This window comes from Diaphorobacter sp. C33 (assembly GCF_030503915.1).
GTDB lineage: Bacteria > Pseudomonadota > Gammaproteobacteria > Burkholderiales > Burkholderiaceae_C > Diaphorobacter > Diaphorobacter nitroreducens.
Genome location: NZ_CP129980.1, coordinates 3,318,782 through 3,344,575, shown reverse-complemented (window position 1 = coordinate 3,344,575; position 25,794 = coordinate 3,318,782). Strand labels below are relative to the sequence as shown.

23 protein-coding genes are annotated in these 25,794 nt (G+C 69.2%); 8 read left to right on the top strand and 15 right to left on the bottom strand.

Annotated elements, in window-relative coordinates; genetic code table 11:
• Window positions 1-154 precede the first annotated feature (154 nt).
• Window positions 155-985: a pyrroline-5-carboxylate reductase gene (gene proC, locus QY917_RS15750; RefSeq protein ID WP_041836159.1), complete on the top strand. Its 831-nt coding sequence runs from the start codon at window positions 155-157 to the stop codon at window positions 983-985.
• 54 nt (window positions 986-1,039) lie between these two features.
• Here proC and ubiA read toward each other — a convergent pair whose 3' ends face one another.
• The 5 genes from ubiA to recG form a co-directional block, all read right to left on the bottom strand.
• The gene (gene ubiA / locus QY917_RS15745; protein ID WP_047350289.1) at window positions 1,040-1,912 is read right to left on the bottom strand and encodes a 4-hydroxybenzoate octaprenyltransferase; all 873 of its coding nucleotides are present in this window, start codon (window positions 1,910-1,912) and stop codon (window positions 1,040-1,042) included.
• A 194-nt stretch (window positions 1,913-2,106) separates the two neighbouring features.
• Window positions 2,107-3,645, bottom strand: a complete 1,539-nt coding sequence (locus QY917_RS15740; RefSeq protein WP_123674855.1) for a CYTH and CHAD domain-containing protein — start codon at window positions 3,643-3,645, stop codon at window positions 2,107-2,109.
• A gap of 26 nt (window positions 3,646-3,671) precedes the next feature.
• Window positions 3,672-4,190, bottom strand: a complete 519-nt coding sequence (locus QY917_RS15735; RefSeq protein ID WP_011803840.1) for a Dps family protein — start codon at window positions 4,188-4,190, stop codon at window positions 3,672-3,674.
• A 77-nt stretch (window positions 4,191-4,267) separates the two neighbouring features.
• Window positions 4,268-5,233, bottom strand: coding sequence for a LysR substrate-binding domain-containing protein (locus tag QY917_RS15730; protein ID WP_012655431.1), 966 nt, complete (start codon window positions 5,231-5,233; stop codon window positions 4,268-4,270).
• 68 nt (window positions 5,234-5,301) lie between these two features.
• Window positions 5,302-7,473 (bottom strand): ATP-dependent DNA helicase RecG, encoded by a 2,172-nt coding sequence (recG, locus tag QY917_RS15725; RefSeq protein WP_123674854.1) that lies wholly within the window; start codon window positions 7,471-7,473, stop codon window positions 5,302-5,304.
• A gap of 58 nt (window positions 7,474-7,531) precedes the next feature.
• On the opposite strand from recG, the gene QY917_RS15720 reads away from it, so the two are divergent.
• The 3 genes from QY917_RS15720 (at window position 7,532) to QY917_RS15710 (ending at window position 10,879) form a co-directional block, all read left to right on the top strand.
• Window positions 7,532-8,791, top strand: a complete 1,260-nt coding sequence (locus QY917_RS15720; protein WP_123674853.1) for an HD-GYP domain-containing protein — start codon at window positions 7,532-7,534, stop codon at window positions 8,789-8,791.
• Between the two features lie 103 nt (window positions 8,792-8,894).
• Complete coding sequence (gene queA / locus QY917_RS15715; protein WP_123674852.1) at window positions 8,895-9,995, top strand: tRNA preQ1(34) S-adenosylmethionine ribosyltransferase-isomerase QueA; 1,101 nt, start codon at window positions 8,895-8,897, stop codon at window positions 9,993-9,995.
• Window positions 9,992-10,879 (top strand): DMT family transporter, encoded by an 888-nt coding sequence (locus QY917_RS15710; RefSeq protein ID WP_123674851.1) that lies wholly within the window; start codon window positions 9,992-9,994, stop codon window positions 10,877-10,879. The genes queA and QY917_RS15710 overlap by 4 nt, the downstream gene beginning before the upstream one ends.
• Here QY917_RS15710 and QY917_RS15705 read toward each other — a convergent pair whose 3' ends face one another.
• The 8 genes from QY917_RS15705 to trpE form a co-directional block, all read right to left on the bottom strand.
• Entirely contained in the window at window positions 10,880-11,593 is a 714-nt protein-coding gene (locus QY917_RS15705; protein WP_123674850.1) for a uracil-DNA glycosylase, read from the bottom strand.
• A 54-nt stretch (window positions 11,594-11,647) separates the two neighbouring features.
• Entirely contained in the window at window positions 11,648-14,320 is a 2,673-nt protein-coding gene (locus QY917_RS15700) for a diguanylate cyclase (protein ID WP_123674849.1), read from the bottom strand.
• 138 nt (window positions 14,321-14,458) lie between these two features.
• Complete coding sequence (gene trpC / locus QY917_RS15695) at window positions 14,459-15,259, bottom strand: indole-3-glycerol phosphate synthase TrpC (RefSeq protein WP_088887793.1); 801 nt, start codon at window positions 15,257-15,259, stop codon at window positions 14,459-14,461.
• 70 nt (window positions 15,260-15,329) lie between these two features.
• Complete coding sequence (locus QY917_RS15690; protein ID WP_162844513.1) at window positions 15,330-15,503, bottom strand: hypothetical protein; 174 nt, start codon at window positions 15,501-15,503, stop codon at window positions 15,330-15,332.
• A gap of 10 nt (window positions 15,504-15,513) precedes the next feature.
• Complete coding sequence (trpD, locus tag QY917_RS15685; RefSeq protein ID WP_088887794.1) at window positions 15,514-16,548, bottom strand: anthranilate phosphoribosyltransferase; 1,035 nt, start codon at window positions 16,546-16,548, stop codon at window positions 15,514-15,516.
• Between the two features lie 98 nt (window positions 16,549-16,646).
• Window positions 16,647-17,219, bottom strand: a complete 573-nt coding sequence (locus tag QY917_RS15680) for an aminodeoxychorismate/anthranilate synthase component II (RefSeq protein ID WP_012655422.1) — start codon at window positions 17,217-17,219, stop codon at window positions 16,647-16,649.
• Entirely contained in the window at window positions 17,216-17,560 is a 345-nt protein-coding gene (locus QY917_RS15675) for a chorismate mutase (protein WP_011803830.1), read from the bottom strand. The genes QY917_RS15680 and QY917_RS15675 overlap by 4 nt, the downstream gene beginning before the upstream one ends.
• Window positions 17,557-19,056 (bottom strand): anthranilate synthase component I, encoded by a 1,500-nt coding sequence (gene trpE, locus QY917_RS15670; protein ID WP_123674848.1) that lies wholly within the window; start codon window positions 19,054-19,056, stop codon window positions 17,557-17,559. The genes QY917_RS15675 and trpE overlap by 4 nt, the downstream gene beginning before the upstream one ends.
• A gap of 356 nt (window positions 19,057-19,412) precedes the next feature.
• On the opposite strand from trpE, the gene QY917_RS15665 reads away from it, so the two are divergent.
• The 3 genes from QY917_RS15665 to QY917_RS15655 all read left to right on the top strand — a co-directional run bounded on the left by QY917_RS15665 (window position 19,413) and on the right by QY917_RS15655 (window position 23,684).
• The gene (locus QY917_RS15665; protein WP_011803828.1) at window positions 19,413-20,015 is read left to right on the top strand and encodes a chalcone isomerase family protein; all 603 of its coding nucleotides are present in this window, start codon (window positions 19,413-19,415) and stop codon (window positions 20,013-20,015) included.
• A gap of 121 nt (window positions 20,016-20,136) precedes the next feature.
• On the top strand, window positions 20,137-21,873 hold the full coding sequence (locus QY917_RS15660) for a methyl-accepting chemotaxis protein (RefSeq protein WP_123674847.1): 1,737 nt from the start codon (window positions 20,137-20,139) through the stop codon (window positions 21,871-21,873).
• A 35-nt stretch (window positions 21,874-21,908) separates the two neighbouring features.
• Window positions 21,909-23,684 carry a methyl-accepting chemotaxis protein gene (locus QY917_RS15655; RefSeq protein WP_123674846.1) on the top strand — a complete coding sequence of 592 codons (1,776 nt, stop codon included), beginning with the start codon at window positions 21,909-21,911 and terminating at the stop codon, window positions 23,682-23,684.
• 51 nt (window positions 23,685-23,735) lie between these two features.
• On the opposite strand, the gene gph is transcribed toward QY917_RS15655, so the two are convergent.
• Window positions 23,736-24,461, bottom strand: a complete 726-nt coding sequence (gene gph / locus QY917_RS15650; protein WP_088887799.1) for a phosphoglycolate phosphatase — start codon at window positions 24,459-24,461, stop codon at window positions 23,736-23,738.
• A gap of 166 nt (window positions 24,462-24,627) precedes the next feature.
• On the opposite strand from gph, the gene QY917_RS15645 reads away from it, so the two are divergent.
• Window positions 24,628-24,993 (top strand): hypothetical protein, encoded by a 366-nt coding sequence (locus tag QY917_RS15645; RefSeq protein WP_011803825.1) that lies wholly within the window; start codon window positions 24,628-24,630, stop codon window positions 24,991-24,993.
• Window positions 24,994-25,032: 39 nt separating this feature from the next.
• On the opposite strand, the gene rpe is transcribed toward QY917_RS15645, so the two are convergent.
• Window positions 25,033-25,713 (bottom strand): ribulose-phosphate 3-epimerase, encoded by a 681-nt coding sequence (gene rpe, locus QY917_RS15640; protein WP_123674845.1) that lies wholly within the window; start codon window positions 25,711-25,713, stop codon window positions 25,033-25,035.
• Window positions 25,714-25,794: the final 81 nt, after the last annotated feature.

Below are 25,794 nucleotides of genomic sequence, written 5' to 3'. Positions count from 1 at the left end.
TAGCTGCTGGCGCTTGCTGCAACGCATTTTCAGACACAAAACCCTCTGAATCCCCTGCATAGCAAGCGCGAGCAGCTCCTGTTTTTGAATCACTCTGAATGATGCTGGACGGCGCACAATGCCGCCTGACCCCATCGCTTCCCCGCCCAATCCCATGACAGCCAGCGCATCCCCCCTTCCCCCCATTGCCTTCATCGGCGGCGGCAACATGGCCAGCGCCATCATCGGCGGCCTGCTGCAGCGCGGCCTACCGGCCGGCCAGATCGAGGTGGTCGAACCCTTCGAGCCCGCGCGCGCCGCGCTGCGGGAGAAGTTCGGCATCACCGCGCAGCCCGCGGCTGGCGATGCGCTCGCGCGCGCCGCGCTGGTCGTCTGGGCCGTCAAGCCCCAGACCTTCAAGGAAGCCGCCGCCGCCACCCGCGCCCACACCGCCACCGCCCTGCACCTGAGCGTGGCCGCCGGCATTCCCACGGACAGCATCGCGCGCTGGCTGGACACGCAGCACATCGTGCGCGCCATGCCCAACACCCCCGCGCTGGTGGGCAAGGGCATCACCGGCCTGTTCGCCCGCCCGCAAGTGGACCCGCAGGGCAAGGCGCTGGTGGAACGCGTGATCGCCACCACCGGCCAGTTCGTCTGGGTGGAGGCCGAGGAGCAGCTCGACGCCGTCACCGCGCTGTCGGGCTCCGGCCCGGCCTATGTGTTTCTGTTCCTCGAAGCCATGACCCAGGCCGGCGTGGACATGGGCCTGCCCCCCGCGCAGGCCTACCAGCTGGCCGTGGCCACGTTCCAGGGCGCATCGGAGCTGGCCGCGCGCTCGCCCGAGAGCGCCGAGGTGCTGCGCCAGCGTGTGACCAGCAAGGGCGGCACCACGCACGCCGCCATCACGCACCTGCAGGCGGCACAGGTGCCAGCGCACTTCATCGCCGCCATGCGCGCGGCAGAGGCCCGTGCCAAGGAACTGGCGGCCGAGTTCGGCGCCTGATTCATGCGTCAAAAATAGCTCCAGCGCTTGACTGTCAAGCGCTGGCAGCTATCACTAGCGTAGCAAATACCCTAGCGCCACGCCGGCAAAGATCGCCGCGCCGATCCAGTGGCTCTTGCTGAAGGCGGTAAAGCACCCCTCGCGCGTGCGGTCCTTGATCAGCGTGAAGTGCCACGCCACCTGCGCCGCCGCCACGCCCAGCCCCAGCCACAGCGGCCAGCCCAGGCCGTAGGGCGCGAGCACCCACGCCGTGAGCCCCAGGCACAGCACGAAGAAGCCCATGATGGCCGCCACGTCGAAGCGCCCCAGCGTGATGGCCGAGGTCTTCATGCCGATCTTCAGATCGTCGTCGCGGTCCACCATGGCGTACTCGGTGTCGTAGGCCAGCACCAGGAACAGGTTGGCCAGCCACAGCACCCAGGCCGTGGCCGGCACCCGGCCCTGCACGGCCGCAAAGGCGATCACGATGCCGAAGTTGAACGCAATGCCCAGGAACGCCTGCGGCATGGCGAAGAACCGCTTGGTGAACGGGTACAGGATGGTGAACAACACCGCGGGCACCGACCAGGCCACCGCCTCCCAGCGCGTGGTGAGCACCAGCACGAAAGCCACCAGCGTGAGCACCACGCCCACCAGCGCGGCCTCTTTCACGCCCAGCTGGCCGCTGGTGATGGGGCGCTGCGTGGTGCGCTTCACATGGCGGTCGAAGTCGCGGTCGGCAATGTCGTTGATGGTGCAACCGGCACTGCGCATGAGCACCGTGCCGGCCACGAAAACCGCCAGCAGGTGCCAGCCGGGAAAGCCGTCCGCCGCCACCCACAGCGCCGCCAGCGTGGGCCACACCAGCACCAGCCAGCCCGCGGGGCGGTTCCAGCGGATCAGGTCGAGGTACAGGGACAGGCGGGAGCGCGGGGCGACAGCGGACATGGAGGCAAGGGAAAACACAGGTTGCGCGGGGCGCCACGGGGCGGACACGGACACCTAAGGCACAAGGCCCGCGGACGACGCAGCACACGGGGGGGGGTGCCCGCCAGCGTGCGCCAAAGCCCGCTTTTATACGCCATGGCGGCCGGCGCGTCCGCGTGGTCCCACGGCACTGCCCGTGAGCGGAAGACTGCCGTTCAACGGCGCGCGGCGTCCCGCAGGGGATCCCAGCCGCGCCCCAGCGCGGCCCCGCGCAGGAAGGCAACCACGGCGGCATCGCCCCCGCAGCCAGCCACCAGAGCGGCGGCCTGCGCCCAGTCGCGCTGCGCGCCCAGGCGCTCCTGCCACTGCTCGGCCGCGCCCCGGTGGCGGCCCATGCGACGGGGCAGCAGCGGCGCCAGCGACGTGCTGCCGTAGCGCAACCGCTTGGCGAGAATGCGGGCATGGTGCAGGCCTTCGTCATCGCCCGCCGTTTTGAGCGCCGCGCCCAGGCGCCGTACCAGCCGCTGGACGCGCTTGCGCACCCAGTGCCGCGCCGGCGCGCCGGCCAGGGCATCGCTGGCACAGGCGTCCACGCCGCACTCCCCCTGCGCGGCCAGCGCCCAGCCATGCAACCAGTCCTGCCAGGCCAGCAGCGCGGCGCCCACGGCGGGCCGATGGAGTGCGGCGCGCGTTTGCGCGCGGGCCTGGTCTGCGGCGGCATCCAGCGCGGCCTGCGCTGCCGCCCAGGCGGCGGCCTGCCGCGCGCCGCCCTGCGCGTAGTGCGCGGCCAACGCAGGCAGCGTCTGGGTGCGCGCCACATCCAGGTCGCGTAAATGTCCCAGGGACTGCAGCAGCGGCGCCAGCGCCGCGGCGGCGGGGGCCGGCCGCGCGGCGCAGGCCGGGGCGAAGAGGCGCGCCAGGCTGCGCAGCCGGCGCCAGCCCACGCGGGCCTGGTGCACCACCTCGGGCGCATCGCTGCCCTGCTGCAGCGCAAACAGGTTGGCGCAGAACTGGTGGAAAGGCTCCTGCAGCACGCGTTCGGCGACCTGCGCAACCGTCATGCCGCGCTTCAGCGCGGGCGGCTGGGCCTCCACGGCCGGGCTGGCCGGCGGGTGCAGCAGCGCGTAGCCGCGTGCGGCCTTGCTCGCGGCCAGCGGCAGCACCGGCACGTGCCGCGCGATGCGCCGCGCCAGCGCCAGCAGTGCCTCAGGGGGCCCCTGCAGCAATTCCAGCTCCAGTTCGCACAGCGGCGTGGCATGCGCCGCGCCGTCCACCGTGGCGGTCACGGCGCCCACGTCCAGCGCCACCTCCACCACGGCGCCGCCGCGCACCCGCACACGCCAGCGGGTGCGCACGAAGTCGGTGGTAAAGCACGGTTGCAGCGCGGCGGCCAGCACGCCATCGGGGTCCATGGCGGGCCAGGGCGTGCCCTCCAACCGGTGCAGCTCCAGCGCCGGGCCGGCCACGGGCATTTCCCACTCGCCGCGCTGGCTCAGCGCGGACGTGGTGTCGCCCGCGGTCTTGAGGGTCTGCAGCCAGCGGGCACCCGCGCCCCCAGGCCCCTCGCGGCGCAGGCGCAGGGCGACGCGCTGGCGCAGCAGGTCCTGCGCAGGCGTGTCGTGGTAGAGGCTGACCAGGTGCTCACGCACCGGCGTGGCGCGTGCCAGCGCCGGCACGCGCATGAGGCGCGCCGCCAGCGCCGCCGCATCGCGCGGGGGCAGCGCCAGCTTGATCTCTGTCTCGGTGGCGGACATGGCCCGGCCCGAGTGCACAGTTGCGCTCAGTCCTCCAGCAGCGAGCGCAGCATCCAGGCCGTCTGCTCGTGCACCGTGAGGCGCTGGGTCAGCAGGTCGGCCGTGGGCTCGTCGCTGGCCTTGTCGGCCAGGGGAAACAGCTCGCGCGCAGTGCGGGCCACGGCCTCATGGCCTTCCACCAGGATGCGGATCATCTCGGTCGCCTTGGGCGGCTGGGCCGGCACGTCGGGCAGGCTGGTGAGCTGGCCGAACTGCGCGTAGGAGCCCGGCGCCACATGGCCCAGCGAGCGGATGCGCTCGGCCACCGGGTCCACGGCGTTCCACAGCTCTGTGTACTGCGCCATGAACATGGTGTGCAGCGTGTTGAACATCGGGCCCGTCACGTTCCAGTGGAAGTTGTGGGTCGTGAGGTACAGCGTGTAGGTGTCGGCCAGCAGGCGCGACAGGCCCTGCGCGATGGCGGCCCGGTCCTTGTCGCTGATGCCGATGTTGATGCGCGGTGCGCCGCTCTTGGTGCTGACGGATTTGCTGCTGGGCTTGGCCATGGTGCGTCCTTTCTGGGTGGTTGGGATGACTCTGCCATGACTGTACCAACTGCCGCGCCGCGCAGCATCGCCCTGCGTCAAGACAAGCGCGTGACGCCGGGCAACTCGCAGGCGTAGACAGCGTTACGCAGCGCGGCGATGGCCTCGTAGCGCGTGAAGCTGCGCCGCCAGGCCAGCACCACGCGGCGCATGGGCGGCGGGCTGCCGTCGCTCTCCTTGATGGGCAGGTAGCGGATGTGCGTGTCGTCGCTCTTGCGCCGGCGTGCACCCGTGTGCAGCGCATCCCGCGGCACCGACAGGCGCGGCACCAGCGTCACGCCCATGCCGGCGGAGACCATGTGCTTGATGGTCTCCAGCGACGAGCCTTCGAACGTGCGGCGAATGCCTTCGGCATTGCTCGCGTAGCGCGCGAACTCGGGGCACACCTCCAGCACGTGGTCGCGAAAGCAGTGGCCCGCGCCCAGCAGCAGCATGGTTTCGTTCTTGAGTTCCGACGCCGAGACCGCATCGCGCTCGGCCAGCGGGTGGCTGCTGGGCACGGCCGCCAAGAAGGGTTCGTCATACAGCGGCGCGATGGCCAGGCCGGTGTCGGGGAAGGGCTCGGCCATGATGGCGCAGTCGATCTCCCCGGTGCGCAGCATTTCCAGCAGCTTCACGGTGAAGTTCTCCTGCAGCATCAGCGGCATCTGCGGCGTGCGCGCGATGGCATGGCGCACCAGCTCGGGCAGCAGGTAGGGGCCGATGGTGTAGATCACGCCCAGCGTGAGGGCGCCGGCCAGCGGGTCCTTGCCGCGCTTGGCGATCTCCTTGATGGCGGCGGCCTGCTCCAGCACGCTCTGCGCCTGGCGCACGATTTCCTCGCCCAGCGGCGTGACGGAGACATCGCCCGCGCTGCGCTCGAAGAGCTTGACCTCCAGCTCGTCCTCGAGCTTCTTCACCGCTACCGACAGCGTGGGCTGCGAGACATAGCAGGCTTCAGCGGCGCGGCCGAAGTGTTTTTCACGCGCAACGGCGACGATGTATTTGAGTTCGGTAAGAGTCATGGCGAATCCGGCCGGCAGAATCGGCCATTGTGCAACGCCCGCCGCGCTATGCGGCCACGGGCGGCCCATCAGGCTTTGAGATAGTCCGATTTTCCGCCAAGCCAGCGCTGGATGTGGTGCTCGGCCAGCAGCGGGTGGCGGTCCAGCATCTGCGGCGCCGTCTCGCGCGCCCATTCCAGCAACAGCGTATCGGTGGCCAGGTCGGCAAAGCGCAGCAGTGCGTCGCCCGACTGGCGAGCGCCCAGGAACTCGCCAGGCCCGCGGATCTCCAGGTCGCGCCGCGCGATCTCGAAACCATCGGTGGTCTCGGCCATGGCCTTCAGGCGGTCGCGCGCGGTCTCGCCCAGGCGGCCCGAATCGCCCGTGGAGTACAGCAGCACGCAGGCCGAAGCCGCCGCGCCGCGCCCCACGCGCCCGCGCAGCTGGTGCAGCTGCGACAGGCCGAAGCGCTCGGCATGCTCGATGACCATGAGCGAGGCGTTGGGCACGTCCACGCCCACTTCGATCACGGTGGTGGACACCAGCACGCCCATCTGCCCGCCCTTGAACAGGTCCATCACGGCCTTCTTCTCGGCGGCGGGCATGCGCGAGTGCAGCAGGCCCACCATCACCGGCGCGCGCCCGTGCGCCGCGTCGCCCTGCAACGCCTCGCTCAACTCGGCGTGCGTGGCGGTGGCGTTGGACAGGTCCAGCGCCTCGCTCTCCTCGATCAGCGGGCACACCCAGTACACCTGCCGGCCCGCCGCCACCTGCGCGCCGATGCGCTCGACCACCTCATCCTTGCGGCTGTCCGCGATCAGCTTGGTGACGATGGGCGTGCGCCCAGGCGGCAGCTCGTCGATGGTGGACACATCCAGATCGGCGTAGTAACTCATGGCCAGCGTGCGCGGGATGGGCGTGGCACTCATCATCAGCAGGTGCGGCTCCATGCCGGCGTGCTCCAGCTTTTTGCGCAGCGCCAGGCGTTGTGCCACGCCGAAGCGGTGCTGCTCGTCGATCACCGCCAGCGCCAGGTTCTTGAAGCGCACCTGCTCCTGGATGACGGCGTGCGTGCCCACGACCAGCGCGGCCTCGCCGCTTTCGATGCGCGCAAGCATCTCGGCGCGCTCTTTCTTCTTCTGTCCGCCCACCAGCCACGCCACCTGGCGCCCGCGCGCGGCCAGCAGCGGCTGCAGCCAGCCGATGAGCTTGGCGAAGTGCTGCTCGGCCAGGATCTCGGTGGGCGCCATCAGCGCGCACTGCCAGCCTGCGTCCATGCACACCGTGGCGGCCAGCGCAGCCACCACGGTCTTGCCCGATCCCACGTCGCCCTGCAGCAAACGGTGCATGGGCACCGGCCGGGCCAGATCGCGCGCGATCTCTTCACCCACGCGGCGCTGCGCGGCCGTCAGGCTGAAGGGCAACACGCCCAGCAATTGTTCGTGCAGCGGCGTGCTTCCCGCCTGCGCCTGCGGGCGCAGGGCCGGGGCACGCAGGCGGGCGCGCTCGCGCTTGGCGGTGAGTTGCGACAGCTGCTGCGCCAGCAGTTCCTCGGCCTTCAGGCGCTGCCACGCCGGGTGGCTGTGGTCCTGCAGCGTGGCCAGCGCCACATCGGGCGTGGGGTGATGCAAAAAAAGGAGCGCCTCGCGCAGGCTCCATGGGCGCTGGAGGCCATTTTGGCCATTCCCCCGCACCCACGAGGGGACCGCGGGGGGCTCCAGCCCCGGCGGCAGCGTCTCGGGCAATTCCACGCGCGTGAGGGCGCTCGCCACGGCGCGGCGCAGGTACGCCTGAGGCAGCTGCGCCACCGTGGGATAGACGGGGGTCAGCGCCGCGGGCAAGTCCCCTTCGGCCTTGCGGAACGCCGGGTGCAGCATCTGGCGGCCCCAGAAGCCCCCCTTGATTTCACCGCGCACGCGCAGGCGCGCGCCCACGGCCATGGTCTTCTGGTGCGAAGGGTAGAAGCTGAAGAAGCGCAGCTCGCAGCTGCCGGTGCCGTCCTCCACGGTCACCACCAGTTGCCGGCGCGGGCGCATCTGCACCTCGCTGGCGGTCACCGTGGCCTCGATCTGCACCGTGTCGCCATCGCGTGCGCTGCGGATCGGCGTAATGCGCGTCTCGTCCTCGTAGCGCAGGGGCAGGTGCAGGGCCAGGTCGATGTCGCGCACCAGCCCCAGCTTGACGAGGGCCTGCTGTGCGGGGCTGGGGGCGGGCTTCGCGGAGGACGAGGCGGACGTGGAGGAACGTGTGGGTCTGGGCACGGCAAAAAGGCTACCATGCCCGCAGTTACCACACGTTACCGTCTCGTCGTCTCCCGTCATGCTCAAGCGCATCGAAGTCAAGCATCTCACCCTGGGCATGTACCTGCATGAGTTCTGCGGCTCCTGGATGGAGCACCCCTTCTGGCGCTCGCGCTTTCTGCTGCAGGACCCGCAAGACCTGGCGCGCATCCGCGCCACGGAGATCCACGAGGTCTGGATCGACACATCCAAGGGCCTGGACATCGCGCCCGGCACGGCCTGCGTGTCCCGCGCCGAAGCCGACGCGCAGCTGGACAGCGACTTCCAGCACCTGGAGGACCTGCCGACCCAGCCCACGCCTGCCCCGGCCGTGACGCCCCAGCCGGCAGGCATGGACCAGGAGCTGCGCCGCGCCGCGGCCATCTGCTCGCAGGCCAAGCAGGCCGTGGTCACGATGTTCGGCCAGGCACGCCTGGGCCGCGCCATCGATACCGCCGTGGCGCAGGAGATGGTCGACGAGATCACCGACTCGGTCACGCGCAACCCCGGCGCGCTCATCAGCCTGGCACGGCTCAAGACGGCCGACGAGTACACCTACATGCACTCGGTCGCCGTGTCCGCGCTGATGGTGGCGCTGGCCCGGCAGATCGGCATGGACGATGGCGCCACGCGCATGGCCGGGCTGGCCGGGCTGCTGCACGACATCGGCAAGGCGGCCGTGCCGCTGGAAGTGCTCAACAAGCCCGGCAAGCTGACCGACGACGAGTTCACCGTGGTGCGCAGCCACCCCGTGGCCGGCTACGACTTGCTGCAGGGCACCGACCTGCCCGAGCCCGTGCTGGACGCGTGCCTGCACCACCACGAGAAGATGGACGGCACGGGCTACCCCCACCGCCTCACGGGCGAGCAGATCAGCACGCTGGCGCGCATGACTGCCATCTGCGACGTGTACGACGCCGTCACCTCCGACCGGCCCTACAAGCGCGGCTGGGACCCCTCAGAGTCGCTGCGCCGCATGGCGGAATGGACCCGCGACCATTTCGACAGCCGGCTGTTCCAGGCCTTCGTCAAGAGCATCGGCATCTACCCCGTGGGGTCGCTGGTGCGCCTCGCCTCGGGCCGCCTGGGTGTGGTGACCGAGCAGTCGCCAGGCAAGCTGATCGCGCCGCGCGTGAGGGTCTTCTACTCCACCCGATCCGATCTGCGCATCCTCCCCGAGGTGGTGGACTTGTCCGAGCCCGACTGCCGCGACAAGATCATCGCGCGCGAGGACCCGGCGCGCTGGCAGTTCCCCGACCTCGCGCAACTCTGGTCCGACCTGCCCGATCCTCGCTGGTAGCGCCCGAGGTGCACCAACGCGCTGCACGGCGGCGGCATCTTTGCGAGAATCGCGGGCTTGTCTTTCTGCCTTGGAACGGGCCCGTCCGGCCCTCAAGCCCCGCATGTCCTCTGCTTCCACTGCACCCCGCACCTTCACCCTGAGCGACTTCGACTTCGAGCTGCCCGAGCTGCTCATCGCCCAGCACCCGGCCCCCCAGCGCAGCGGCTCGCGCCTGCTGGACGGGCGCACCGCCCCGCCCACCGACCGCATCTTCCGCGAACTGCCCGACCTGCTGCAGCCGGGCGACCTGCTGGTGTTCAACGACACGCGCGTGGTCAAGGCCCGCGTGTTCGGCGAGAAGGCCAGCGGCGGCAAGCTGGAACTGCTGATCGAGCGCGTGCTCACCGGCAACGAGGTCGTGGCGCACATGAAGGTCAGCAAGAAGCCGCTGCCCGGCGCCACGCTCCACCTGGCCGGCGGCGCGGCCGCGGGCGGGTTCGACGCCACGCTGCTCGGCCGCTACCCGGATGCGGACGGCCCGCTGTTTCGCCTGGCCCTGCGCGGCCCCGCGGGCGAGAGCCCCTGGGAGCTCATGGAGCGCCACGGCCACCTGCCGCTGCCGCCCTACATCGAGCGCCAGCAGGCCGGCGGCAACGACCCCCATGCCGGCGAGGACAGCGAGCGCTACCAGACCGTGTTCGCGCGTGCGCCCGGCGCGGTGGCCGCGCCCACGGCCGCGCTGCACTTCGACGATGCCGTACTGGCCCGCCTGGCCGAGCGCGGCATCGAGCGCGCCAGCGTCACGCTGCACGTGGGCGCGGGCACCTTCCAGCCCGTGAAGACCGAGAACCTGGCCGAGCACCGCATGCACAGCGAGTGGTACGAGGTGCCGCTGGCCACGCTGGCGGCGCTGGAGCGCTGCCGCCAGCGCGGCGGCCGCGTGGTGGCCGTGGGCACGACCACGGTGCGCACGCTGGAATCCTGGGCCGCGAGCGGCCAGGCCGCGGGCGACACCAGCATCTTCATTACGCCCGGCTTCCAGTTCCAGGTGGTCGACCTGCTGCTCACCAACTTCCACCTGCCCAAGAGCACGCTGATGATGCTGGTGAGCGCCTTTGCGGGCTACGAGCACATCATGCACCTGTACCGCCACGCGGTCGCGCAGCGCTACCGCTTCTTCAGCTACGGCGACTGCATGCTGCTGGAGCGGCCCCGCGCATGAGCGCCGCGCCGGCCGGGCACAGCCCCCGCACCGCCCTGGCCGGCATCGCGCTCACGGTGGGCGCCTGCGCCTCGTTCGCGCTGCTGGACACCGCCACCAAGCTGGTGAGCGCCACCACGCCGCTGCTGCTGGCGCTGTGGCTGCGCTATGTGTTCCAGTCGCTGGTCACCAGCGCCTATGTGCTGCCACGCAGCGGCTGGCGCCCGCCGCGCACGGACCACCCGCGCTATCAGCTGTTGCGCGCGGTGTTGTTCGCGGCCACCAGCCTGTTCGGCATCTTCAGCATCCGCGCCATGCCGCTGGCGGAGTTCACCGCCATCGTGGCCGCCACGCCGCTGTGCGTGACGCTCGTGGCCGCGTTGTGGCTGCGCCAGCCGGTCAGCCCACTGCGCTGGCTGCTGGTGGCAACGGGGCTGGCCAGCGTGCTGCTGATCCTGCGCCCGGGCGGCCAGTCCTTCAGCTGGGTATTGGTGCTGCCGCTGGGCATGCTGGCCTGCGGCACGGGGTACCAGATCTTGAGCAGCCGCATGGCCGGGCAGGAGGCCCCCACGACCACGCAGTTCTACACCAGCTGGATTGCCGCCGGGCTGATGACGCTGGCGGCGCCCTTCGTGTGGACCGCCATCACCAGCGCCTGGGTATGGCTGGGGCTGGTGGTCATGGGACTGTCGAGCGCGCTGGGCCATCTGTTGCTGCTGCGGGCCTACGCCTGCGCAGCGCCCGCCACGATCGCGCCGTTCCTCTACACCCAGATCGCGTTTGCCATGCTGGCCGGCTGGGCGGTGTACGGCCACATGCCGGACCGCTGGTCGCTGCTGGGCATCTGCCTGATCGCCGCCAGCGGCGCCGCGAGCGCGTGGCTGACGGTGCGCGAGCGGCGCTGATCAGTACCCGTGCTGCTGGCGGAACGCCCGCGCCTGGCCGAAGTGGCCGTTGCCGATGAACGGCACGGGCGGGCGCAGCGCCGACAACGGCGAGGGATGGTTGGAGGTAAGCACCAGGTGCCCCCGGTCCTGCGGGATGAAGGCACGCTTGGACTGCGCATGGCTGCCCCAGAGCATGAACACCACGGGGCGCGGCCCTTCGGCCACCTCGCGGATGACGGCATCGGTCAACTGCTCCCAGCCCTTGCCCGCGTGGCTCGCGGCCTGGCCCTCTTCCACCGTGAGGCAGGTGTTGAGCAGCAGCACACCGTTCTGCGCCCACTTCACCAGGCTGCCGCCCGGGTTGGGAAACGGTGGGAAGGGTACGCCCATGTCGCGCTGCATTTCCTTGAAGATGTTCTGCAGCGAGGGCGGCAGGCGCACGCCCGGCGCGACCGAAAAGGCCAGCCCCTCGGCTTGGCCACGGCCGTGGTACGGGTCCTGCCCCAGGATGACCACGCGCGTATCCTCGGGGGCGGTGAGCTGCAGCGCCCGCAGCGGCTGCGGCGGGAAGATGGCGGCTCCGGCCTCCAGCCGCGCCTGCAGGAAGGCCAGCAACTGCCGCCCGCGCGCGCTGGCAAAGAACGTGTCGACCAGCGGCTGCCAGCCCGGCGCGACAGGCCAGTCGGCGGGGTCGGCACTTTGCAGTTGCGTGGCGGCGGGAGTATTTAGCATCAAATCATGCTCCAAGGCTTATCCATTCTGCGTTACAAGCTATATTTACGATAGCTAATCCATTCCATCATGCACCCGGTTGCGGCCTGCCGCCTTGGCGCGGTACAGGTTCGCATCCGCGCGCGCCAGCAACTGTTCGGGGGTGTCTTCGGCGCCGGGCACCACACAGGCCACCCCGGCACTCACCGTGACCACGGGCGCAATCGGCGAGCCGCGGTGTTCCATCTGCCGCGCATGCACGGCCCGGCACAGCGCCTGCGCCTTGGCGCGCGCGCCGTCCAGGTCGCACTCGGGCAGCAGGCAGACGAACTCTTCACCGCCGTAGCGGGCCACGAGGTCGTGCGACCGCCCCAGGCCGCCGCGCAGCGCGGCGGCCACGGCGCGCAGGCAATCGTCGCCCTGCTGGTGGCCATACAGGTCGTTGAACTGCTTGAAATGGTCGATGTCCACCATCACCACGGACAGGGGCTGGCCGCTGCGCCGGCAGCGCCGCCATTCGGCTTTGAGGGTGCGGTCGAACTGGCGGCGGTTGGCCAGGCCCGTGAGCCCGTCCATGAAGGCCAACTTGCGCAGCAGTTCATGTTGCGCGCGCTGCTCGGTCACGTCCACGAACGTGGCCATGCAATGGTCTCCAAACGCGAGCCCGCCGATGGTCATCGTATGCAGCCTGCCGTCGCGGTCGGTGACGCGGTATTCCCTGTCCGCGATCTCGCCCCCCTGCGCGCCTGCCTGCGCCAGGTCTGCGTTCCACGCGGCGATGACCTGTTCGCGGTAGTGCGGATCGGGATAGGCGCGCGGCCACCACTGCCCCAACGTGGGCACCTCGGCCTCGGTGTAGCCGAACAGGTCCATGAAGCGCCGGTTGCGAAAGTAGATCACGCCCGCGGCATCGATCATGCACAGCCCGATGGGCATTTCCTGCATCAGATGCCTGAGCAGGCGCTCGGTCTCCTGCAGCTGCAGCGCCTGCTGCTTGGCCAGCGTCACGTCATGGATATAGCCATGCCACAGCACGGCACCCGAGGCCGTGCGCGCGGGCCGCGCCTGGTCGCTGACCCAGCGCTCGCGCTCGCCCGGCACGAGCACACGGTATTCGGTGCGCCACAGCTCCAGGGTCTGCGCGGATGCCAGCACGCTCTCGCGCAGCGCCTGCAGGTCGTCGGGGTGGATGCGCGCGAAGACCTGCTCCGCGTCCACGCACAGGGCCTGCGGGGGAAGCCCGTAGATGTCCTGCACCCCGGGGCTGGCGTACGGGAAGTGACTGCGCCCGTCGGGTTCGCGCTGGTACTGGTACAGCGCGCCGGGCACGTTCTCGGCCAGGCGGTCCAGCGTCTCTTGGTGCTGCCGCTGCGCGGTCACGTCCGTGTGGGTGCCGATGAGGCGGGCGGGTCGGCCGCTGGCGTCGCGCGCGATCACCTGGCCGCGGTCCTGCACCCATTTGTAGCTGCCGTCCTTGCAGCGCATGCGGTGCACGTTTTCATAGACCACCGTTTCACCCGCCAGGTGGCGCGCCACGTCGGCGTGCACGCGCGCCAGATCGTCGGGATGCACGCGGCTTTCCCATTCCTGCAGGCCGTCGCCGATGTCGCCTTCTGCGTAGCCGAGCATGGTCTTCCATACCGGCGAGAAATACACCGTGCCCGCGGCCATGTCCCAGTCCCACACGCCCTGCTGGGTGGCGTGCAGCACCGCCTGCCAGCGGGCCTGCAAGGCGGCTTCCTGGGCAGCCAGCGCCTGCTCGCGGCGCCACAGCTGGCGGCGCCGGCGCTGCATGAAGCCCAGGCCCAGCCCAATGGCAACCCCCGTCAGCAGCCATGCCACGCCCAGCGTCCAGGCCCGCGCGCGCCAGGCGGCGAACACCTGGCTCCAGTCCCGCGCAACGGCCGCAACCAACGGCTTGTCCATGTGCAGGTGCGCCGGAAAGATGGTGTGCAGCGCCACCAGCCGCACGGCCGGGTCCGGCTCCATCGCGCCGACGAAGAGGCTTTCCATCCGCCCGCTGTCCAGGTGCGCCTGAAAGAGCGTGCCGGGCTGTGCCAGCGTGGCGCCCAGCAGCCCCGCCCGTTCGGGCACGCGCAGGAAGCGCACGCCGTCGCCGTGCACCAGGGTGCTCTCCACGTCGGGGGCGTAGCGCACGGAATCCAGCAAGGTCTTGAACTCGTCGGGGTCCAGCGTCGCCGCGACCACGCCGCCGGACAGCCCATCTTCCGCCACCACCGGGCGCGACAACGTGATGGCCCAGATACCCAACACCGTGCGCATGGGCGCACTGACGATCAGCGAGGGCTGCTCGCGGCTTGCCAGTCGCCGCGCCGACTGGAAGTAATCGCGGTAGGCAAAGTTCTCCCCGAGCAGTTCGGCGCGGCTGGAGGCGACCACCGTACCCTCGGCATCCAGCACGGTCAGCGTGCGCACGCCGGTCATGGCGTCGCTGAAGGCCCGCAGCCGCTCGTTGAATGGCAAGGCGCCTTCAGGGCGCGCGCGCCACTGCGCCAGGTTCGCAACAATATCCCCCAGCGCCTGGTTCACGGCATGCAGTTGGCGCTCCAGGTTCTCATGGACGATATGCACCTGGTGCGCGACCTGCTGGCGCTCGCGTTCCTCGGTGTCGCGCCGCTCCAGGATCAGCACGACCGCGATCAGCGCCCCCAGCGCCAGCCACAGGCCCGCCAGCAACCACCACTCCCTGCGAAAACGCTCGGCCTGCGTATCCGGTCTCTCGCGCAAGGCAACTCCTCCATGCGGGCACGATAAGAATGGCCGGGTAACCGCCTCAGACAAGGCTCATCGACGCGGCCCGATGACTTTCATGGGCGCAGTATGCCGCCACCGCCCCAACCCCGGGGGACGCCCGGCCTGCGGCCGTCAGGCGAACAGCTGGGCCAGCGCCCGCCCCGGGTCGGGCGCGCGCATGAAGGCCTCGCCCACCAGGAACGCATTCACGCCGGCATCGCGCAGCGTGTGCACATCCACCGGCGCAAGGATGCCGGACTCGGCCACCAGCAGGCGGTCGGCGGGCACTTCCTTCTTCAGGTCCAGCGTGGTCTGCAGGCTGACCTCGAAGGTGCGCAGGTTGCGGTTGTTGATGCCCACGAGCGGCGTCTGCAGGCGCAGCGCGCGCTCCAGCTCGGCGCCGTCGTGCACCTCCACCAGCACGGCCATGTCCAGGCTGCGGGCGATCTGCTCCATCTCGGCCATCAGGCCATCCTCGAGGCAGGCGGCGATCAGCAGCACGCAGTCGGCGCCCATGGCGCGCGACTCGTAGATCTGGTACGGATCGATCATGAAGTCCTTGCGCAGCACCGGCAGCGGGCAACTGGCGCGTGCCTGCTTCAGGTAATCGGGCTGGCCCTGGAAGAACTGGCGGTCGGTCAGCACCGACAGGCAGGCCGCGCTGACCTTGCCGTCGCCCTCGGCGTAGCTTTGCGCGATGTCGGCCGGGATGAAATCCTCGCGGATCACGCCCTTGCTGGGGCTGGCCTTCTTGATTTCGGCGATCACGCCGGCCTGGCCTTGGTCGATCTTGGCGCGCAGCGCGCCCACGAAGTCGCGCGTGAGCACGCGGCTCTCGGCGTCGCGGCGCATGTCGGCGAAGGACACGCGCTTTTGCGCGGCGGCCACTTCCTCGACCTTCACGTCGCAGATTTTCTTCAGGATGTCGGACATGCTTGCTTCCTTGCCCCCCGCAGGGAGCGTCAATGGTGACGGCGCGCACCGGCGCCAGCGCCCGTCCCGCTCATTCGCGCGGAGGTACCGGGCCCTCGTGGCCTTGCGTGGGCGGTGCCGGGCCGCGCACCACCTTCATGATGATGCGGTGCATCACGATGCCCACGACGATGAACAGCAGCGACACGCCCAGCACGATCCACGTCGCGGGGTCGTTCCAGATGGGAGCGTCCAGCAGACTCATCGCCGTGCGCTCAGGCCGCGAGCTTCTGGGTGTAGGCGACCAGCTGCTGCAGCTTGGCCAGGGCCGCGCCGCTGGCCAGGGCCTGCTGGGCGCGGCGCAGGCCGTCTTCCAGCGAGTCGGCCACATTGGCAGCATACAAGGCGGCACCGGCATTCAGGCAGACGATGTCGCGCGCCGGGCCTTCGTCGCCCTGCAGCACGCCCATCAGCATGGCCTTGGATTCGGTCGGGTTCTCCACGCGCAGCGCCCGCGTGCCCGCCATGCGCAGGCCGAAGTCCTCGGGGTGGATCTCGTACTCGCGCACCGCGCCGTCTTTCAATTCACCCACCAGCGTGCCCGCGCCCAGGCTGATTTCGTCCAGCCCGTCACGGCCGTAGACCACCAGCGCGTGCTCGGCGCCCAGGCGTTGCAGCGCACGCACCTGGATGCCCACCAGGTCTTCGTGGAACACGCCCATGAGGATGTTGGGCGCACCTGCCGGGTTGGTCAGCGGCCCCAGGATGTTGAAGATGGTGCGCACGCCCAGCTCCTTGCGCACCGGCGCCACGTTCTTCATGGCGGGGTGGTGGTTGGGCGCGAACATGAAGCCGATGCCCACGTCGTCAATGCACTGCGCGATCTGCGCAGGCTGCAGGTTGATGTGCACGCCCAGCGCCTCCATGGCGTCGGCGCTGCCGCTCTTGCTGCTGACGCTGCGCCCACCGTGCTTGCTGACCTTGGCGCCCGCGGCGGCGATCACGAAGGTGGCGCAGGTGGAGATGTTGAAGGTGTTGGCGCCGTCGCCGCCGGTGCCCACGATGTCCACGAGGTGCTTGGTGTCGTGCACCTGCACCTTGTGGGAAAACTCGCGCATCACCTGCGCGGCGGCGGTGATCTCGCCGATGGTTTCCTTCTTCACGCGCAGGCCGGTGGTGATGGCCGCGGTCATGACGGGCGAGAGTTCGCCGCTCATGATCATGCGCATGAGGTGCAGCATCTCGTCGTGGAAGATCTCGCGGTGCTCGATGGTGCGCTGCAGCGCTTCCTGGGGGGTGATGGGGGTCATGGAAGTACCTCTATTTTTGATAGCTGCTTGCGCTTGCTACATAAGCCATTCAAGCATTTTTCGCATTGAAATCGTTTACAGACAAGCGCTAGCAGCTCTTATTTTTGATCCAGGAAGTTCTTGAGCATCGCGTGGCCGTGCTCGGTGAGGATGCTCTCGGGGTGGAACTGCACGCCCTCGATGGCCAGCTCGCGGTGGCGGATTCCCATGATCTCGCCGTCGTCCGTCCAGGCCGTCACCTCCAGCACCTCGGGGCAGCTCGCGCGCTCGATGGACAGCGAGTGGTAGCGGTTCACCGTGAACTGCTTGGGCAGCCCGGCGAACACGCCCGTCTGCGTGGTGGTGATGACGCTGGTCTTGCCATGCATGAGCTGCTGCGCCCGGATGATCTTGCCGCCGAAGGCCGCGCCAATGCTCTGGTGGCCCAGGCACACGCCCAAGATGGGGAGCTTGCCCGCGAAGTGCTGGATCGCCGCCACCGAGATACCCGCCTCGGCCGGCGAGCAGGGCCCGGGCGAGATCACCAGCCGGTCGGGCGCACGCGCGGCAATGCCCTCCAGCGTGATCTCGTCGTTGCGGAACACCTCGACTTCGGCGCCCAGCTCGCCGAAGTACTGCACGATGTTGTAGGTGAAGCTGTCGTAGTTGTCGACCATCAGCACGCGCGTCATGGCGTCACCTCCTGGCCCTTGCGGCCCTCTGCGCACAGGCGCGCGAATTCACGGTGTTCGTAGGCGATGTAGGCCTCCATCATGCTGCGGTAGATGGCCTCGATCACGTCGGGCTCGCCGCCCTCGGCCGCCGCACGCGCGCGCACGCGCTGCACGATGGCCTCGATGCGCGCTTCGTCGCGCACCTGGTCTTCGCGCGGCTTGTTGAGGGCAGCCTGGGTCATGTAGCCGCCGCGCTCCACGAGCAGCGGCACCAGGATGTCGTCCAGCGCGTCGATGCGCGCGCGCACCTCGGCCATGCTGGCGCAGGGCTGGGTCTTGTCGATTGCACGGGTGGTCATTCCAGCCCCTCCTCCACCAGTTCGGCCGCACGCAGCAGGGCGCGCGCCTTGTGTTCCGTTTCCTTCCATTCGAGCTCGGGCACCGAGTCGGCCACCACGCCGGCCGCCGCCTGCACGTAGAGCGTGCCGTCCTTGACGATGCCGGTGCGGATGGCGATGGCCACATCCATGTCGCCCGCATAGCTCAGATAGCCGCAGGCGCCGCCGTAGAGGCCCCGCTTGCTGGGCTCCAGCTGGTCGATCAGTTCCATGGCGTGCACCTTGGGCGCGCCGGTGAGCGTGCCGGCCGGGAAGGTGGCCTTGAGCACGTCCATGCTGGTCATGCCGTCGTTGAGGATGCCCTCCACGTTGCTCACGATGTGCATCACGTGGCTGTAACGCTCGACCGCGAAGGCCTCGGTCACCTTCACGGTGCCGGTCTTGGCGATGCGGCCGATGTCGTTGCGCGCCAGGTCGATCAGCATCACGTGCTCGGCGCGTTCCTTGGGGTCGTTCACCAGTTCCACTTCGGTGGCCTTGTCGGCCTCGGGCGTGGCGCCGCGCGGGCGCGTGCCGGCCAGCGGGCGGATGGTGACCTTCTGCCCCTCGGGCGTGCTCTCCTGGCGCACCAGGATCTCGGGACTGGAGCCCACCACCTGGAAATCGCCGAAGTTGTAGTAGTACATGTACGGCGACGGGTTCAGCGAGCGCAGCGCGCGGTACAGCGACAGCGGCGATTCGGTGTAGCGCTTGTGGATGCGCTGGCCCACCTGCACCTGCATGAAGTCGCCCGCGGCGATGAGTTCCTTGGCGCGCTCCACGGCCGCCAAGTAGTCGGCCTTGGCAAAGCTGCGCTGTGCGGTGTGGCTCTCGGTGGGCCGCACCACGGGCGCGCTCACGGAATACTTGAGCTGGTCCTTCAGCTCCCGCAGGCGCTTCTTGCCCCTGGCGTAGGCCTCGGGCTGGGCCGGATCGGCGTAGACGATGAGGTACAGCTTGCCCGAGAGGTTGTCGATGACCGCCAGTTCCTCACACTGCAGCAGCAGGATGTCGGGGCAGCCCAGCGTGTCGGGCGGGCAGGTGGCCTCTAGCTTCTTCTCGATATAGCGCACCGCGTCGTAGCCGAAGTAGCCCGCCAGCCCGCCGCAAAAGCGTGGCAGCCCCGGGCGCAGCGCCACCTTGAAGCGCTTTTGGTAGGCGGCAATGAAGTCCAGCGGGTTGCCCGGGTGCGTCTCCACCACCTGGCCGTCGGTCACCACCTCGGTGCGCGCCGCATCGCCGAAGCCGCTGGACCGCAGCAAGGTGCGCGCAGGCAGGCCGATGAAGCTGTAGCGCCCGAAGCGCTCGCCGCCGACGACCGACTCCAGCAAAAAGCTGTGCTTGCCGTCGCCCTTGCCATGGGCCAGCTTGAGGTACAGGGAGAGAGGGGTTTCCAGGTCCGCAAAGGCTTCCGCCATCAGCGGGATGCGGTTGTAGCCTTCGCTGGCCAGGCTTTTGAATTCCAGTTCAGTGATCACAAGAAGATTCCCAGCTCGTGCGGCGCGGTCGCTGGCTGCGCCAGTGCGCCGCAGGATCATTCAGAGGAGTCGGCCCCGTGCAGGACAGCACGTGTGGGGCCACGGGCGCACGCTGGGGAGGCGCCCAGGTGCAGTCAGGGGTTCAACGACGCAGGCTTGCGCCAGGGCCAGGCTCCCCGGTCGCTGCAACCTGTGATGAACGTGTGGTGAATGAACATGGACCCGCAGTGTAGCAAAGCACTTTGTCACCTGCGCGGTGGATGCTGCAGCGCATCCACGCGAAAACCCTATTGCCGACCGCCCCTCGATGGCGCAACATTTAGAAACGAACGATCGTTCTTTTTTGGAGTTGCGCAATGCCCTTCACCCGTCGTCGCACCCTGCAGTGGGGTGCTCTGGCCCTTCCCCTGTGCCTGGCGCTTCCGGCTCCCGCATCGACGGAGCCGACGACCGCAGCCGGCGTCAAGTTCGAGCCCACTCTCGACCTGGGCGGCAGCAAGCTGCAACTCAATGGCGCCGGTGTGCGCTACAAGGCCGTGTTCAAGGTGTATGCCGCAGGCCTGTACCTGGAGAAGAAGGCGTCCACGCCTGCCGAGGTCTACGCGCTGCGCGGCCCCAAGCGCATCAGCGTGACCATGCTGCGCGACATCGACTCCACGGAACTCGGCAAGCTGTTCTCGCGCGGTATGGAAGACAACATGGACAAGGCCGCCTTTTCCAAGCTGATTCCGGGCGTGCTGCGCATGAGCCAGATCTTTTCAGAGCACAAGAAGCTCATGGCGGGCGAACAGTTCGTCGTGGACTGGCTGCCCGGCACGGGCACGCAGGTGACGGTGAAGGGCGTCCCGCAGGGCGAACCGTTCAAGGAGCCCGAATTCTTCAACGCATTGCTGGGCATCTGGCTCGGCAGCCAGCCCGCCGACTGGAAGCTCAAGGACGCCCTGCTGGGCAAGGAATAAAGCCCGTCGGCCCACGCAGTGACGATGCGCAGAGAAAGCATGCCATTGCCCCCTTGATGGCGTTTTCAGCCACCTCCCCTTGGCGATACACTTTATTGCAATTACGCAGCAAGGGGCCTCTATGCATCTCAGCAACCTCAAGGTCGGCACGCGCCTGGCCTTGTCCTTCGGCTTGGTTCTGCTCATCACCGTGGTCATCGCGGCGGTAGGCATATGGCGTTTGCAGGAATTGGCAAGCGTCACCCATCAGCTCACCAGCACGGACAACGAACGGCTGCGCGCCGCCAGCACATGGCGGCAGGCGATTGACCTGAACTGGGTGCGCACGCGCGCCGCCATCCTGGATGCGGACACCTCCCATCTCTCGAGCTGGCAAAGCGAGATTGCCAAGACCTCCGAAGAAGCATCCAAGGCGCAGGAGGTGGTGGAGCGGCTGGTGACCACCGACGAAGGACGCCGCTTGCTCGCCGACATCGCGAAGACGCGCGAAGCCTATCGCGGCCCGCGGGCTGAATTGCTCAAGCGCAAGGCTGCCGGCGAGAGTGTGGGTGAGTTGCTCGACAGCCAGCTCAAGCCGTTGGCCGACGCTTACCTACAGTCCATCGTCGCCATGGAACAGCGCCAGCGCGCGCTGTACGAAAGCACCCGCGACAACGCTGCCAAGCAGGCCACGCTCAGTCGCGCCATCCTGATGGTCGTGACCGCAGTGGCGCTGCTGGTGGGCGCGGGCGCCGCCATCTTGTTGAGCCGATCCGTGACCGGGCCCCTGCAGTTGGCCGTGCGCGGCGCAGGCTTGATCGCCGAAGGCGACCTCACCCAGTCCATCCAAGCCCACGGCCGCGACGAAGCCGCGGCGCTGCTGAAGGCACTGGGCCACATGCAGGGCAACCTCGCTCGCGTAGTGGCCGGCGTGCGCGCCAATGCGGAGAGCGTCGCGTCGGCCAGCGCGGAGATCTCGCAGGGCAACCACGACCTGTCCGGCCGCACCGAGAGCCAGGCCAGCGCCCTGGAAGAAACGGCCGCCTCCATGGAGCAGTTGGGCGCCACCGTGCGCCAGAACGCCGACAACGCCCGCCAGGCCAACCAACTCGCCATGAATGCCAGCACCGTCGCCGTGCAGGGCGGCGAGGTGGTCTCCGAGGTGGTGGACACCATGCGCGGCATCAATGAGTCCAGCCGCAAGATCGCCGACATCATCGGGGTGATCGATGGCATTGCCTTCCAGACCAACATCCTGGCGCTGAATGCCGCCGTGGAGGCCGCGCGTGCCGGTGAGCAAGGCCGCGGGTTTGCCGTGGTGGCCGGCGAGGTGCGCGCGCTGGCGCAGCGCTCGGCCGAGGCCGCCAAGGAGATCAAGCAGCTCATCACCGCCAGCGTGGAGCGCGTGGAGCAGGGCTCGCAGCTGGTGGACAAGGCCGGTGCCACCATGACCGAGGTGGTCACCGCCATTCGCCGCGTGACCGACATCATGGGGGAGATCAGCGCCGCCAGCAGCGAGCAAAGCGCGGGCGTGGCCCAAGTGGGCGAGGCCATCACCCAGATGGACCAGGCCACGCAGCAGAACGCCGCGCTGGTCGAGGAGATGGCCGCCGCAGCCAGCAGCCTCAGCGGCCAGGCCCGCGAGCTCGTCGAGGCCGTCGCCGTGTTCAAGCTGGCGAGCCATGGCCACGCACTCGCAACGCCCGCCGCCCTCCGGACGCCCCAGCCATCCGCACCCGCCGTGACGCAGGCCGCGCCCCCCGCACGCCCGGCGTCCGCGCCTGTACAACCGGCGGCACGCCAGGCCCGCCCCGTCTCCGCCTCGCCAAAGGCTGCGCCGGCACCTTCCGCCGACGACGGCGCCTGGGAAAGTTTCTAAACCACCTGCAGCCGCCAGCGGCGGGGAATACCACCATGCAAATGTTCTACCGATTGCCCGTTTCCCGCCGCCTCGGCGGCTTGGTGGCCCTGGCCATACTGGCCATGCTGGCGCTGGTTGCCAGCATCATGTGGACCGAACGCTCCCTGATCATGGGTGAGCGCCAGGCCAGCGTGCGCCAGACCGTGGAGGCGGCACATGGAATCGTCGTGCACTTCCACGCGCAGGCCAGCAAGGGCACGATCACCGAGGAAGAGGCCAAGCAGCGCGCAATGGATGCGCTGCGGCCGCTGCGCTACAGCGGCTCGGAGTATTTCTGGATCAACGACATGCACCCGCGCATGGTCATGCATCCCATCCGCCCCGAGCTGCAGGGGCAGGACCTCAGCAGCAACAAGGACCCCACGGGCAAGCATCTGTTCGTGGAGTTCGTCAACACCGTGAAAAGGAGCGGCGCAGGCTTCGTGAGCTACATGTGGCCCAAGCCGGGCAGCGACCAGCCCGTGGAGAAAGCCTCGTACGTGATGGGTTTCGAGCCCTGGGGCTGGGTGATCGGCTCCGGCGTGTACGTCGACAACGTGCAGGCCACGTTCGTGAGCCGGCTGGCCCGCTCGGGCGCGGTGACTGCCGTGCTCGCGCTGCTGCTGCTGGCCATTGGCTGGCTGGTGGCGCGCAGCATCCTGCGCCAGCTGGGCGCCGAGCCCAGCCAGCTCAACGCCATCACCCATGAGATGGCGCAAGGCAACCTGGCCGTCGAAATACCACCCGCCCGCGACAGCGACAGCGTCATCCACGGCATCCAGACCATGCGCGACAACGTGGCCGAGATCGTGCAGGGCGTGCGCCGAAGCTCCGAGCACGTGGCCACGGCCAGCGCGGAGATCTCGCAGGGCAACCACGACCTGTCCGGCCGCACCGAGAGCCAGGCCAGCGCCCTGGAAGAAACGGCCGCCTCCATGGAGCAGTTGGGCGCCACCGTGCGCCAGAACGCCGACAACGCCCGCCAGGCCAACCAACTCGCCATGAATGCCAGCACCGTCGCCGTGCAGGGCGGCGAGGTGGTCTCCGAGGTGGTGGACACCATGCGCGGCATCAATGAGTCCAGCCGCAAGATCGCCGACATCATCGGGGTGATCGATGGCATTGCCTTCCAGACCAACATCCTGGCGCTGAATGCCGCCGTGGAGGCCGCGCGTGCCGGTGAGCAAGGCCGCGGGTTTGCCGTGGTGGCCGGCGAGGTGCGCGCGCTGGCGCAGCGCTCGGCCGAGGCCGCCAAGGAGATCAAGCAGCTCATCACCGCCAGCGTGGAGCGCGTGGAGCAGGGCTCGCAGCTGGTGGACAAGGCCGGTGCCACCATGACCGAGGTGGTCACCGCCATTCGCCGCGTGACCGACATCATGGGGGAGATCAGCGCCGCCAGCAGCGAGCAAAGCTCGGGCGTGGCCCAGGTGGGCGAGGCCATCACCCAGATGGACCAGGCCACGCAGCAGAACGCCGCGCTGGTCGAGGAGATGGCCGCCGCCGCCAGCAGCCTCAGCGGCCAGGCCCGCGAGCTCGTCGAGGCCGTCGCCGTGTTCAGGCTGGCGCAGAACGCCTCCGCCCTGCCACGCATGGCGCCCGCGCATGCCGCGGCCGTGCCGGCTCCCGTACCCGCCACCTCCGCGACACCCGCCGCCCCTGCCCGGCCCGCCACTCCCCCGGCGCCCGCCCGGGCGCCGGCCGCCGCCTTGGCACGTCCGGCGGCAGCGCGCCCTCAACCCGCGCAGGCGGCCCGCACGGCTGCCGACAACGACGAATGGGAGAGCTTCTGAGGACCCGGGTGCCCCGCGCGGCGCCCATGGCGCGCATGCGGCCGGAGGAATTCAGCTAGCGATCAGCTCGGTGAGCGCATCCACGTAGCCGTCCGCGTCCACGCCGCGCACGGGCTGGCCGTGGTTGTAGCCGTACGTCACCAGCACCACGGGGCAGCCCGCCGCACGCGCGGCCTGGGCATCGTTGCTGGAGTCGCCGATCATCAGCGTGCGCGCCGGCGAGGTTCCCACCGCCTCGCAGGCCTTGAGCAGTGGCAGCGGGTCGGGCTTCTTGCGCGCGAACGCATCGCCGCCGAACACGTGGGTGAAGAAGCCGTCCAGCCCTTTGGCGCGCAGCAGAGGCCGGGCGAAGTCGGTGGGCTTGTTGGTCAGGCACACCAGCGGCCGACCGGTGCGGTGCAGCGCCGCAAGCCCTTCGGCCACGCCGGCGTACAGCGCCGCATACTGGCCGTTGATGGCCAGGTAATGGTGCTGGTAGCGCTCCCACGCCTGGGGATACAAGGCCTCGGCCTTTGCTTCCAATTGCATAGCTGTCAGCGCTTGCTGGTCGGGCGCTAGAACGTGTTTTAGCACTGAACGCAGGAGATGCTCCGACCCCTTGCCGACCATGCGCTCGATCGCCCCCGGCGCGATGGCGGGCAGCTGCAGGTCGCGCAGCATGCGATTGAGCGCCTCGGCAAAATCACCCAACGTATCCACCATGGTGCCGTCGAGGTCCACGATCGCGGCGTCGGTGCGCGCGAGCAGCGCGGCGAGGTCTTGTTGCACCCGTTCCATCCCTTGTCCTTGTCAGTCATGCATTGAGCGCGGGCAGTGTATGCGCTGTCCGACCCGTCCGACACACCACGGCGCCGCATGCGGACAGACGCCTTCCGGGTGGCGTCCTACGCTGGACAGCCATTGTTGGAACCGTCAAAACCATCGCCTTTCAGGAGGTCATCCCATGGCATTGCATCGATTCACCGCCCTGCTTCCCGCCGCATTGCTGCTGTGCGCCGGCGCGGCGCAGGCTGCCAACGAAGTGCGCAGCCAGTACAGCAGCGACCGTGCCGCCTGCGCGTCCGTGCCCGCGGAAAGCCGCGCCGCCTGCGTACGCGAGGCAGGGGCGGCCGCCCAGGCCGCGCGCACGGGCCAGCTGTCCAGCAGCGACACCAGCATCTATGAGCGCAACGCGCTGGCCCGCTGCGAGGCCTTCAAGACTCCACAGGACCGGTCCGATTGCGAGGCGCGCGTGCGCAGCAGCGCCACGGTGTCGGGCTCGGTGGAAGGCGGTGGCGTGCTGCGCGAAGCCACCACGCCGGTGCAATAGGCCTTTCAGCGGATTGCGATCAAGCCGCGCGGCGGCGCCTCACGCCAGTTCGGCGCGCATGGCGTCGATCACCGCCTTGTAGTCGCTCTTGCCGAAGATGGCGCTACCTGCAACGAACGTGTCCGCGCCCGCATCCGCCACCCGGCGGATGTTGTCGGCCTTGATGCCACCGTCCACCTCCAAGCGGATGTCCTTACCCGAGGCCTCGATGCGCTTGCGGGCCGCCTCGATCTTGCGCAGCGTGCTGTCGATGAAGCTCTGTCCGCCAAAGCCGGGGTTCACGCTCATCAACAGGATCAGGTCGATGTCCTCGATCACCCAGTCCAGCACGTCAAGCGGCATGGCGGGGTTGAAGGTCAGGCCCGCCTTGCAGCCCTGCGCGCGGATGTTCTGAATGCTGCGGTGCACGTGCGCCGAGGCATCGGGGTGGAAGCTGATGAGGTCCGCCCCCGCCTTGGCAAACGCCGTGGCCAGTTCGTCCACGGGCTGCACCATCAGGTGCACGTCGATCGGTACGGCGTGCCCTGCGGGCGTCACGGCATGGGGCTTGAGGGCCTGGCACACCATCGGGCCGAAGGTGAGGTTGGGCACATAGTGGTTGTCCATCACGTCAAAGTGGATCCAGTCGGCGCCGGCGGCGATGACGTTGCGCACTTCCTCACCCAGGCGGGCAAAGTCGGCGGACAGGATAGAAGGGGCGATGCGGTAGGTGCGGCTCATGGCCGCGATTGTCGCAGTTGACGCCGCCGCCGCGCGACGGTCGCATGCCGGGCACAGCCGGAGCGGGTCCTTGTGCGGCGC